Source organism: Bradyrhizobium sp. B120 (genome assembly GCF_049075665.1).
GTDB lineage: Bacteria > Pseudomonadota > Alphaproteobacteria > Rhizobiales > Xanthobacteraceae > Bradyrhizobium.
The window spans coordinates 6,866,441-6,877,889 of the sequence record NZ_CP185242.1; the positions used below are offsets into that span (position 1 = coordinate 6,866,441).

The 11,449-nt window shown below is 59.2% G+C and carries 11 protein-coding genes and 2 pseudogenes; 6 read left to right on the forward strand and 7 right to left on the reverse strand.

The genetic code is table 11. The features are described from left to right. Positions 1 to 11 precede the first annotated feature (11 nt). Positions 12 to 260, forward strand: a complete 249-nt coding sequence (locus ACOIX3_RS31890) for a hypothetical protein (RefSeq protein WP_420965936.1) — start codon at positions 12 to 14, stop codon at positions 258 to 260. Here ACOIX3_RS31890 and ACOIX3_RS31895 read toward each other — a convergent pair. Continuing rightward, positions 253 to 1,035, reverse strand: a pseudogene (locus ACOIX3_RS31895) (IS5-like element ISBj2 family transposase). The gene ACOIX3_RS31890 and the pseudogene ACOIX3_RS31895 sit on opposite strands and share 8 nt — an antisense overlap. 40 nt (positions 1,036 to 1,075) lie before the next feature. Between ACOIX3_RS31895 and ACOIX3_RS31900 the strand changes: the two are divergent. Further along, positions 1,076 to 2,542 (forward strand): annotated as a pseudogene (locus tag ACOIX3_RS31900) (FAD-dependent oxidoreductase); the annotation flags it as partial. Between the two features lie 178 nt (positions 2,543 to 2,720). After that, positions 2,721 to 3,116, forward strand: coding sequence for a c-type cytochrome (locus ACOIX3_RS31905; protein WP_420965939.1), 396 nt, complete (start codon positions 2,721 to 2,723; stop codon positions 3,114 to 3,116). A gap of 81 nt (positions 3,117 to 3,197) precedes the next feature. On the opposite strand, the gene ACOIX3_RS31910 is transcribed toward ACOIX3_RS31905, so the two are convergent. Together ACOIX3_RS31910 and ACOIX3_RS31915 are read right to left on the reverse strand one after the other, a co-directional pair. Continuing rightward, the gene (locus ACOIX3_RS31910) at positions 3,198 to 3,650 is read right to left on the reverse strand and encodes an OsmC family peroxiredoxin (protein WP_420965941.1); all 453 of its coding nucleotides are present in this window, start codon (positions 3,648 to 3,650) and stop codon (positions 3,198 to 3,200) included. 70 nt (positions 3,651 to 3,720) lie between these two features. Next, positions 3,721 to 4,554: an enoyl-CoA hydratase/isomerase family protein gene (locus ACOIX3_RS31915; RefSeq protein ID WP_420965943.1), complete on the reverse strand. Its 834-nt coding sequence runs from the start codon at positions 4,552 to 4,554 to the stop codon at positions 3,721 to 3,723. Positions 4,555 to 4,869: 315 nt separating this feature from the next. On the opposite strand from ACOIX3_RS31915, the gene ACOIX3_RS31920 reads away from it, so the two are divergent. Beyond that, positions 4,870 to 5,508 carry a cysteine hydrolase family protein gene (locus tag ACOIX3_RS31920; RefSeq protein ID WP_420965944.1) on the forward strand — a complete coding sequence of 213 codons (639 nt, stop codon included), beginning with the start codon at positions 4,870 to 4,872 and terminating at the stop codon, positions 5,506 to 5,508. A gap of 297 nt (positions 5,509 to 5,805) precedes the next feature. Beyond that, complete coding sequence (locus ACOIX3_RS31925) at positions 5,806 to 7,245, forward strand: MFS transporter (RefSeq protein ID WP_420965946.1); 1,440 nt, start codon at positions 5,806 to 5,808, stop codon at positions 7,243 to 7,245. Between the two features lie 181 nt (positions 7,246 to 7,426). Here the strand turns inward: ACOIX3_RS31925 and ACOIX3_RS31930 are convergent, their stop codons facing one another. The 3 genes from ACOIX3_RS31930 to ACOIX3_RS31940 all read right to left on the reverse strand — a co-directional run bounded on the left by ACOIX3_RS31930 (position 7,427) and on the right by ACOIX3_RS31940 (position 9,961). Continuing rightward, on the reverse strand, positions 7,427 to 8,785 hold the full coding sequence (locus tag ACOIX3_RS31930) for a tyrosine-type recombinase/integrase (RefSeq protein WP_420965948.1): 1,359 nt from the start codon (positions 8,783 to 8,785) through the stop codon (positions 7,427 to 7,429). Between the two features lie 356 nt (positions 8,786 to 9,141). Further along, positions 9,142 to 9,348: a hypothetical protein gene (locus ACOIX3_RS31935; RefSeq protein ID WP_420965950.1), complete on the reverse strand. Its 207-nt coding sequence runs from the start codon at positions 9,346 to 9,348 to the stop codon at positions 9,142 to 9,144. A gap of 61 nt (positions 9,349 to 9,409) precedes the next feature. Then, positions 9,410 to 9,961 carry an MFS transporter gene (locus ACOIX3_RS31940; RefSeq protein ID WP_420965952.1) on the reverse strand — a complete coding sequence of 184 codons (552 nt, stop codon included), beginning with the start codon at positions 9,959 to 9,961 and terminating at the stop codon, positions 9,410 to 9,412. A 75-nt stretch (positions 9,962 to 10,036) separates the two neighbouring features. Between ACOIX3_RS31940 and ACOIX3_RS31945 the strand changes: the two genes are divergently transcribed. Beyond that, positions 10,037 to 10,552 (forward strand): hypothetical protein, encoded by a 516-nt coding sequence (locus ACOIX3_RS31945; protein WP_420965954.1) that lies wholly within the window; start codon positions 10,037 to 10,039, stop codon positions 10,550 to 10,552. Positions 10,553 to 10,831: 279 nt separating this feature from the next. On the opposite strand, the gene leuD is transcribed toward ACOIX3_RS31945, so the two are convergent. Next, complete coding sequence (leuD, locus tag ACOIX3_RS31950; RefSeq protein ID WP_420965956.1) at positions 10,832 to 11,449, reverse strand: 3-isopropylmalate dehydratase small subunit; 618 nt, start codon at positions 11,447 to 11,449, stop codon at positions 10,832 to 10,834.

Sequence of the window (11,449 nt, forward strand, 5' to 3'; positions counted from 1 at the left end):
TCGGAGCAATGATGTCGCTACAGTTCAGTCTCGATGAGGCCCCAACACCACTTTTTTCCGCTCGTCCTCGGTATGACCAGACTTTTCCTGTGCTTACAGCGACCGAGATCGGACGAATCCGCAAGTTCGGCGACATTAGAAGATACAAGCATGGCGAACAAATGATCCGGACCGGTATGGCACATCCGGGGATGTTCGTGCTGTTGTCTGGAACAATTGCCATTACCCAGCGTGACGGATTAGGGTTGAGACTCAATTGAGCCAATATGCGACGAGAGCGGCGAGATGAACAGCGGCCAAAAAATTACGGCCGAGCTTGTCATATCGCGTGGCGATGCGCCGGAAGTCCTTGAGCCTGCAAAAGCAGCGTTCGATGACATTTCGTCCTTTGTAGGCGCGTTTGTTGAAGCGATGGATGACGACACGGTTAGATTTATTGGGGATTACGGGCTTGGCGCCGCGACGAATGATTTCGCCGCGAAGCTTGTCGCCATCATACCCTTTGTCGGCGAGGAGCACGCTCATGGGTGGCGCGAGCGCCAGGACATCGGGAGCCGCAGCGATATCGGCATACTGGCCTGGAGTCAGATGCAGGACGACCGGCCGGCAGAGCGGATCGCTCAGCGCATGGATTTTTGTCGTGCGGCCTCCGCGCGAGCGGCCGATTGCTTGATTGTGCTCCCCCCTTTTCCGCCGGAGGCACACCGGTGAGCTTTAATCGAGGTCGAGTCGAGCGACAGTACGACGCCGTCTTCGCCAGGTTTGGCCAGCGCTTCGAAGATTGCGCACCATCGTCCTCGCTTGGCCCAGCGATTGAAGCGATTGTAGATCGTCGTGTAAGGGCCGTATTCACGTGGACAATCACGCCATCGTGCACCCGATTGCAACATGTGAATGATGCCGCTGACGATGCGTCGGTCGTCGTCCCGATCCGGCCCCGTCAGTCCCCTCGGCAGATGCGGTTCGATACGCGCCCATTGCCTGTCGTTCAGCCAAAACAAACCATCGCGCATTCTCTCGCCCCCGAATCAACACGTAGGCAAGAGAATCACGTGTCGCTATTTAGGTACAGACCCTAGGGAATGTCACTCCGAGGGCCGAGCACAGCGCGGGCCAATTCGCGGCCGAGATAGGCCAACTTTCGGGTCGGGTCGCATTGGTCGACGGACATGCCGAAGGGGACGTTGAAGCCCTGTTGATTCCTGCGGAGCGCCTTCGCGCACTGCTCGTCGCCGAAGCTGATCTAGGCGAGCGCATCATGCGCGCACTGATTCTGCGACGGGTCAACCTGATCCAGGGCGTCGGAGGCCTTGCGATGATCGGCTCCTCGACATCAAGCGGCATGGTCCGACTCCAGAGCTTCCTGACCCGCAACGGCCTGCCGCATCACGTGTTGAATCCTGCGGACGACAGGGATGCCGCCGATATAGTGGCGCGGTACGCGCCGTCGGCGCAAGAGTTGCCGCTGGTGGTTGCGCCTGACGGCACGGTGCTTCGAAACCCAACGATTTCCGAACTCGCGCGCGCGATCGGAATGCTCGACCATATCGTCAGAGGCAAGCTTTACGATGTCGCAGTCATCGGCAGCGGTCCCGGCGGCCTGTCGACGGCGGTTTATGCCGCGTCGGAGGGCCTCTCGGTCGCCGTGTGCGATGCGCGCTCTTTTGGCGGTCAGGCCGGCGCAAGCGCGCGGATCGAAAATTATCTGGGCTTTCCAACAGGGATATCGGGCCTGGCGCTGACCGCGCGTGCCTTCAACCAGGCACAAAAGTTCGGCGCCGATATGTTGATCCCCATTTCCGTAACATCGATCGACTGCCAACGCGCAAGTGGCGCATTCACGCTCCAACTGAACGACGGCGAAACCCTCCGCGCAAAGGCAGTGGTGGTCGCGAGCGGAGCGCGTTACCGCCGTCCCGACATCGATAATCTCGCCAAGTTCGAGGGGCGCGGCATCTGGTATTGGGCATCCCCGATCGAAGCGCAGCTTTGCAGGCAACAGGAAGTGATCCTTGTCGGTGGAGGCAACTCAGCGGGGCAAGCGGCTGTTTTCCTCGCGGGTCACGCCGCAAAGGTCCGAATGATGATCCGTGGCAACGGCCTCGCCGCCAGCATGTCCAGCTACCTGATCGACCGAATCGCGGCGACGCCGAACATCGAGTTGATGTACGCCACCGAGATTGCAGCGCTTGAGGGCGACGAGATCGTGGGGCTGGAACGCGTACGCTGGCGCAATCGCCTGTCAGGCGAAGAATCTGCTGGCGAGATTAAAAACGTGTTCCTGTTCGTCGGCGCTGATCCGGCGACCGCCTGGCTGGATTCCTGCGGTGTCAATCTGGACCGCGGCGGTTTCATAATTACCGGCGCGGCCGCAGAAGGGCGTGACGTGCAGTCCCTGGAAACATCGATACCAGGCGTGTTCGCAATCGGCGACGTCCGGTCCGGCTCGGTGAAGCGGGTTGGCGGGGCAATCGGCGAAGGCGCGCAGGTGGTGGCCGCGCTGCATGGATACCTGGCCAATTCGGCGGCGGCTCCTCCGTAGCGGATGAAGCCCGACCACCGCTCCGGCTACCTTCAGCCTCTGCAACCCGCTTCACGAACTCCAGAAGCTAACTGCAGCGGGCGGTTCCGAACTTCTACCCGGATTTCGATTCCAAGAAAGCGGAGACGCAATAACGCGTCGCTGCCATGCAGCGCCTAAAAGCAGAGAGACCCCTCGGATGAAACGACAAGCCCTTTTCGCGCTCATCTTGAGCGGCGCATCGACCCTGCTGGTATCAAATTCGGCAGCGCAGGACGCCTCCGCCGGCAAGTCGTCGTTCAACAAATGCCTGCCGTGCCATGCCGTCGGGGAAGACGCCAAAAGCAAGGCCGGTCCGCAGCTCAACGGCCTGGATGGCCGAAAAGTCGGTGGGATACCTGACTATTCATACTCGGCTGCGTTGAAATCTTCGGGCGTTTCCTGGGACGAAGCTCAATTCAAGGAATTCATCCAGGATCCGAAAACGAAATTTCCCGGAACCAAGATGATGATGGCGGGCATCAAGAAGAACACCGAGGTGAACGACCTTTGGGCATACGTCAAGCAGTATGACAAGGATGGCAAGGTCAAATAGCGGATTCGACTGACCGGAGAGGCGCTGTTACTTTGACCGAACTCTCCGGCGACTTTCCGCAGCGGTCGTCGGAGACTCCCCTCAGGCCGGGGCGCCAGCGTTCGCAGTCGCCCTCAGTGTGGCCGACGAAGTGATGTCACACTTCAGAACTCTTGAAATAGTGCAATTATTCCTGGCCTGCTGCACGCAGTAGTCAAACTGCTCCTTGGAGATGTTGGGAACGCTGGCTTCGACCGTAATATGCAAACTTTTTATCGCTGGGTGTCCTACGACCGAATCACCGAATTCGATTGAGACTGAGGTGCTAATGCTTTCAGCTTCAAAGCTGATCATTCCAAAATTGTTGGCCAAGGCTTGATTGAAGCAGCCGGCGTGGGCAGCGGCGAGCAGTTCTTCAGGACTCGCGCCGGGGGCTCCTTCGAAACGGCTCGAAAACGTATATGGCACATCTTTCATTGTCTTTGTCTGGGTTGAGATCGTTCCATTTCCCCGCTTCCAGGAACCGTTCCATGTCGAGTATCCCGTCGCTTTCATGATGGTTATCCTTCAATATCTAATCAGGGCCGTGTGATTGGTCATTCCAATCAATCACTCCGACCCGTTGTTAGGACTTAAGACGGACGAGTGCGTCGGCGAATTCGCGCTCAAGTGTGCTTCTCGTCTGCATACCTCCGTCGAGGAGCTCCTTGGTGCGCGCTTGGGCGCGTGGTTGTACAATTGTCTCCTGGAACAGCGCGCCGTCGGTGCGGACATCCGCGAGAGGCGAAAGTGAGATGTCGTTGACCCTCCTCTTGATTGCGGTAACGCCTGCCGGCGGGAACTTAGCGATACGGAAGGCGAGCGCCTGGACGAACGGCCCCAGGGCAGCTTGAGGCATCGCGCGGTTCACCCAACCGTAACGCTCTGCCAGATCGGCGTCGTAATCACCTGACGATAAGATTACTTCCATCGCCCGACCGCGACCAAGCAACCGCGTCAAATGCTGGATGCCGCCAGCACCTGGGACGGCGCCCAGTCCGGCCTCGATCTGGCCAAAGATTGCCCGCTCACGCGAGGCAAAGCGCATGTCGCAGGCCAAGGCAAATTCACTACCGGCACCGCGGGCGATCCCCTCCACCTGCGCAATCGTGATCTGGCGGACTTCGCTCAACCGCCGAAGCAGACCGCCAAGTGATCCGCTTGCCGAGCCGCTAATGCGGGCGGCCTCCTTGGTATATTCGGCAACCCTCGCAATATCGACATGCGGCGAGAAGAATTCCTCGTCGGCACTCGCGAACACGACGACACGCACGTCTTGGTCCTGCTCCAGACGGTCCAAAAGATCAATCAGGTCACGGACCAACTCGGGCCCGATCAAATTGATCGGGGGGTTATCGAAGGTCGCGAACAGCACGCCGGAATCGACCCGCACTCGGATGGTTTGTAATTCATGGGTCATGAAGCTCTCCGTGTCGGCACCCCCAAGCATCGATGCGGGTTCATCTCACGTTGCTGCGATGTGGATTGACCAAGCGGGGCAAGCCAGCTATAGACACTTCAATATTTGAAGTCAATAACTTCAATCCACAACCAGGCGAGATGACCGCGTCGCTTCTGTTGTTCCCGCGGACTTAGCAGTGTCAACACGATGATGCGCTGAGCAAGATAACTCCTCGAAAGTTGAAAAACGAAAAAAGTGAGATGTCGGCTCTGTAGTAACACGCGAGCGCACGAACGCTCGGTGATTTCTAAAACCTCCTGAAGGAGACGCCCTATGACTAATTCCATCTATCCAACCGACGTTTCTGCACTCGTGCTCGTCGATGTCTTGAACGATTTTCTCGCAAAGGACGGTAAGATCAATAGCTGGATCCAGGATCAGATTGAAAAGGTCGATTTCATCCGGAATATGACACGCCTCATCTCGGGAGCAAGAACCGCTGGCCTGCAGATTGTCTACGCACCGCACGGCTTACACGAACATAGCTTCGACGATGTAAAGTACGTCCCGCTACGCATGCAGACGGCGATGAAAGACCACATTTTCTGGAACAATGAATTTGGTTCAGATTTTTACGAACCGTTTCACCCCCGCAGCGGCGACATTGTCGCCGGCCGACATCGCACGTTTAACGCTTTCATGGGAACAGACCTCGATGCGCAACTAAAAAAGCGAGGGATCGAAAAGCTGATACTTGCGGGGCTGACTTCGCAAACCTGCGTGGAAGGCACCGGCCGACATGCGACCGAGGCTGGCTATCACCTGACGTTCATCAAGGACGCCGTGGCGGAATTCACACCCGAGGCGCACCGCGCGGCTGTGGATATTTCTTATCCAACTTTTGGGCACGAGGTTCTGACGGTTGATGAATTCCTGGCGTTGGTGCGCGAGGCAGTTGGGAACGCGACATGACGTAAGAGTCCGACGTGCCAAGGGAACGGAGAAGGCCTCCTCCACAAGAGGAGCTTTCTACGCGATGTCTCCGGGAACGAAGGCACGTTGCTATGGCTGGTAATCCGAAATCCTATAACCTTCCATTGTGCGAACGGCCGCTTCGCGCTTGAAGCGGTTACGCGCACGCCATCTCTCAGGTTCTGCGTGAGCGCCGGTCGAGAGGATCGGACTGCCACACATCCAATCGTTAGTGCCAAAGCGGCTCCGCTTTCTGCAGCTGGTTCTCCCAGGGTATGCGGCCTACATAGAATGCAAATGAGCAACGCCGTTCACGTTCCCTTTGACGCCGCGACCGTGCAAACAGCCGAATGTACGCGTTCGCCTGCATACCCTCGCCTCGTTGTCGCGACGACGATCCTGGCATCGAGCTTGGCGTTCATCGATGGTTCGGTCGTGAACGTTGGACTACCGGCGATCGGTCAGAGTTTTCATGCGGACGCCACCGGGCTCCAGTGGGTCGTCAATGCCTATTTGCTTCCCTTGAGCGCGCTACTTTTGCTGGGAGGAGCAGCGGGAGACCGGTTCGGGCGCCGTCGTCTCTTGATCGCGGGCGTTGCGCTGTTCGGTCTTGCTTCTCTGGCTTGCACGGCGGCGCCGACTCTTGTCCTGTTACTGATTGCCCGTTTCGTGCAAGGTGCAAGCGCGGCCATGCTGATGCCGAATAGTCTCGCGATCCTGGGCCAGAGTTTCTCCGGAGAGGCGAAAGGCCGCGCGATCGGCATATGGGCGGCGACCGGGGCCGCCGCGGGCGCGATCGGACCTGTCCTTGGCGGGTGGCTCATCGATGCCGGCAGTTGGCGCCTCGCTTTTCTGATCAACGTTCCGCTGGCCGCAACTGCAATCGCGCTGGCATCCCGCTACGTCGACAGGGACATCGACGACACGGCCGGCAGTCTCGACTGGCTGGGCGGAGCGCTGGCTACAGCCGGTTTGGGCCTCGCGACCTGGGCGTTGACCGAAGGATCCGGGCGGGCCTGGTCGCCCTCCACCTTCGTCATCCTCGGAGCGGGCCTAATCTTCTCGCTCCTGTTCCTCGCTGCGGAGCGACGGCTGGGCGACAATGCCATGATGCCGCTCTCGCTGTTTGGATCTCCGAGCTTCGTCGGCCTCACGCTTTTGACACTCCTGCTGTACGGCGCTCTCGGCGGGTTGTTCGTACTGGTGCCCTATGTGTTGATCCAGGCGGGTGGGTACACCGCGACGCAGGCCGGCGCCGCGCTCCTGCCTTTGCCACTGGTAATCGCCGTGGCATCGCCTGCCGCCGGCGCGCTGGCGGCCCGAATAGGTCCACGATGGCTGTTGATCACAGGACCGGTGATCGTCGCGGCCGGTTTTCTCCTGATGCTGCGGATCGAATCTGCCACAAGCTACTGGCTGGGGGCGCTTCCCGCGATGGTCGTGATTTCTTTGGGAATGGCTTGTGCGGTCGCCCCGCTTACGACAGCAGTGCTGATGTCCGTCGACAGTCGCCACACCGGAGCAGCGTCCGGCCTGAACAGCGCAGTAGCGCGTACTGGCGGGTTGGTCGTGACAGCCCTTATCGGACCAGTGATAGCGTCATCCGGATCTGCTTTGCTTTCGGCTTTTGATGTCGCCGCCGCGGTCGGAGCCGTCCTCTGCTCCGCAGCGGCGGTGAGCGCTGCTACATTGATCGCCCCGGCGGCGAAAACCCGACCGTCGGTACAACGATTATGACCGTGCTCACCGTCGTCCTGGTCTAAAATCCCGAGAATGCCGATCCAACTTATTCTAAGTTTGGGTCATCCCACCAGCAGGACTCCCATTTCCGTTGTCAGCACAAACCGGCGGGATGTCCTGACGAATGCCCGCTTTGCGCCAGAACCGGCCGTTCGATAACCTCGCATTGCGTCTAGGATTATGCTGCTAAACGGCGCTCCTCCTCGGCCACCTCTTGATCACCACCTGAAGCCCTCTTAAGAAAACGAGCCAGGGCAGCCTTTCGTGAATCGCGGTCTAACGCGTATGCGGTCTGCTTGAACTCAATGCCGTCAAGGAGGCCTTGAATGTAGCCCGAGATCGTGTCCGCGGCCATGATGAGCGCGGTGTCAAGCGTATGGATGTATTTGCTCGTCACCGAACCTTTGGCATGGCCGACCAGAGCGGCGATTGTTACCTCGGTAAAGCCGAGATCGTTGGCTATGCTCGCGAAGCTATGACGTAGGACATGCGGTGTCACATCCGACAGCGGGGAGTCCTCGAAGATGTGCTTCCAATGGCTCGGGAAGCTGCCGAACGCGTTGTCCTCACCCCGACCCGGGAAAACGTACGTGCCAACATCGTCAGTACGCCGTCGCTCGAGATACTCGACGACAGGCAACCCAATGGGACGGATGGATTCACCCTCCTTGCTGTCCTCCAACCGCAAGCAACTCGCCTCGGTGTCCGCCTCCGTCCATTTCAAACCGATCATCTCGCTACGCCGGCAGCCGGTCAGCGCAAGCTGACGAACGATGTCCAGGATGGTGGTGTATTTCTCCTGCTCGGGGGCGTCGCGGAGCATCCGACCGAGTATTCGATACTCCGCCTCCGACAGTCGACGCTTCCGCACGTTGTCCTTCGGCTTGCGGATGCCATGGGCCGGGTTGCTTTCGATAATGCCCGCTTCGACGGCGTAGGTAAGGATGCCGCCAAGAAGACCGACGGTGCGCGTCGCCGTTCCAGCACCGCCTCGGACGATGGCCTTTCCCCGCAGCTTCTTGGTCTTGACCGAAACCCGCGTTTTCCCGGCCATAATGTCTTTGAGGACCTTGTTGATGTCGGTCTTGGTGAGATCCTTGACCCGCCTGGTTCCTAGGAGCGGAATGATGTGCCGCTCAATACGGCCCGTGTCGGTGGTGATCGTTGAGACCTTCTTCGGTCGCCCGCCTTTCCCAAGGATGAGGCCGGCCTGCAGATCCGCGAAATAGCGGAGGCACAGTTCCTTCACAGTGATCGCCTTGTGATCGAGCTGGCGATCTTCGACGGGATCATCACCCCCAGCGACCCGACCGAGTTGCACCCTCGCCTCTCGGCGTGCGGTCTCTGGCACCCAAGCTCCGTGAAGCCCGATGGTGTAGCGACGTGAGCGGCCTTTCGTCCGATACTGGATGACATAGCTGCGCTTGCCCGAACTAAAGACCCGGAGTCCGAAGCCGGGCAATTCGTCATCCCAGATCAGGTAGTCCTTTTCTCGAGCATCCGCCGCCTCGACAACCCTTTTTGTGATCTTGACCATGACGTTCCTTCGTTCCGGGCGAGATCTCCCCAAGTAAGCAACGCGTAAGCAGGCGGGAGAAAATCGGTGCGGGGTTTCGGATAGGAACGTCGCTGTTGTTGTTGAGAATATCCAGTTGCTTCAGCCGGATAGCGTGGTGTAGCGTGCCCTATCGCACTTTTCGGACGGGTACGTTATCTTGCTCCGAAGGCAACGGTCACACGTTCGAATCGTGTCGGGTGCGTCAGATTCTGTATATTTTGCAGTTAGATGCGGGCACGCGGTCACGGTCATCTCCTTTGGGCGAGTAAGCACCGCGGAGGAAATAGCAGGCACCGGTTTGCCACCAAAGCGCGTTGCGGCGCGCCACTCCGCTGTCAAGCAACTCCTTCGCAGTTCAGCTCGCGCAGAGCCTTATCCACCCAAGAGGAATCGTGCGTCCCCGCCATTATGTTGGCGATTTGCTTATGCTCCGCCTCGTACTTTGCTGTAGCCGCCTTTATCAACTCGTCCACATCGCCAAACGGTACGCAGAGCAGTCCATCGTCATCTCCGATGATAAGATCACCTGGCTCGATCACCATGCCATCAATCGCGATCGGAGCGTTAATCTCGCCAACGCGCTGTCATCTGCTCGTTCGTCCGTCAGACACCCGAGACCAAAGCTGCCTTCATGTTGCCTTCCGTTTCCGTGTCGACCTTAAAACCCCTTGCGGATAAATCACGACCCAGGGTCTCGGGAAGCAGAAGCGAGGAGAGAATGAAGATAGTCGCAGCGGGAAGGGCCACGGCGACCATGCCGTTCAGCAGGCTTCCGCCTAGATGCCCGGCCGCAAGCGGTACAATCACGGGGGCTATGCTGCCAAGCCCACGACCTCCCATATAGAATGTAGACACCGCCGTCGCACGCAGGTTCACCGGATAGAGTTCGGAAATCCAGACGCCGGTCACACCCAGCGCCACGTTGCCAATGCCGAAGCCGATGTAGAGCCAGAACATCGGCCATTCGGTCTTCGATCCGGCGTAGAGCTGACTGCCCCAGACTGCCATACCAACCAGAGACCCGACCCAAAACAGCGCGGGCACGAGAGCTCCGAAGCGGCGGCCAGCTCTGTCGTTGAAAAAGCCGTTCGCGAGGTAGCAAATGCCGCTGACTACGGAGAGCAGGACGGCGGTCGTACGGACGACATCCTGCACTACACGTTCCTGCGGCTTGGAGATGCCCACCGTTTCGGGCCACCCCACCTGCGCCAGATCGTTCGGAAGATGGCTGTGCAGATTGCCACCGAGAAAAGCCAGGGCAATACGACCGTCACGGTGCCTGTCCATCCGGAGTTCGCCGAGAGCCTCAGGTCGGCTCGAGCAGCAAACATCATTGGTGCGGAGGTTTTCACCGGCAAGCTCGTGCGCGGCCGCGTCCTTCCGATGAACAAGAAGGCATGGGCGGCCAAGTTCAAGAAATATGCGGTCCTGGCCGACGTCAACGAGCCGAAGAAGAGCTGCCACGGCGTGCGCAAGGCCCGGGCCGAAGTTGCGGCCTATGCCGACTGTACGGAGAGCCAGATGATGGCAATGTTCGGCTGGACCGATCCCAAGATGCCCGCCCATTACATCGCTCAGGCGAATCGAGAGCGGCTCGGCATCAGCGGGATGGAGAAAATCGTCACATTCGATCAGGGTCAGTCACTCGACGACCGCTTGGACCTGCCGGGCGGGAACGGCACGCGAACACCACGTGGGAACGGAGTGGTAACTTTCCCGGGTAACATCTGGAAAAAAACCCAATAATTTCAACGTGAAATGTGCGTTTGTGGTGCGCTCGGAGGGCGTTCGCATTTCCTGTAGCTTCAATGAGTTGCAGGGGCGGAAAACGAGTTAGGGTGCATTTCGCGCTCTAAAGTGCCTTTCGGCCCTGTCATACTGCGGGCAGGGCGCAGCGGCAGGATTTGAACCTGCATTCTCTTCGACCGCGCCAAACCTAAGTAGAAATCGAAGGCTCTATGGGTATCTTCCGGCCGCTGTTCCTGAATGCCTCACGACAATAGCCTGTGATAGCGCCAGCCACTATCAGGCGCCCGACAACACCCAGACCCAGCCGCGAGCGGCGCGGTCGTACTGTTGCCAGGCAACGATGTCGTCCCGCTGCCGCGGCGTCAGCTCGATCTCGTCGATCCCTTCGAGCAATGTCTTCCGCCGGGCGGCATCAATCTCGAAGCCGATCTGCTGGCCATCGGGCAGTGCGATGGACTGGCTGACCAGGTCGACCGTCAACGGCTCGCCCTCCCCGGTCTGCGCCGAGATCGCCGTAATCGCCGGTTCCGGGAGGGCGACCGGCAGCATGCCGTTCTGAAAGCAGTTGTTATAGAAGATGTCGCCAAAGCTCTCCGCGATGACGCAGCGCAGCCCTGCCGCCATCAGCGCCCAGACCGCGCCCTCGCGTGATGAGCCACAGCCGAAGTTCGCGCCGGCAATCAGGATCGGCGCAACGCGGAACGCCGGCCGATTGAGCACGAAATCCGGATCCTCGCTACCATCCCTGCGATAGCGCAACACTTCCAGCGCATAGCGCCCGAGTTGTTCGCGCGGGACCGACGTCAACCGCTCGATGCGGATGATGACATCGGTATCGACATTGGCGCGCGGCAGCGACGCAGCGGGACCAGTGACCTCGGTGAACGGCTGCAT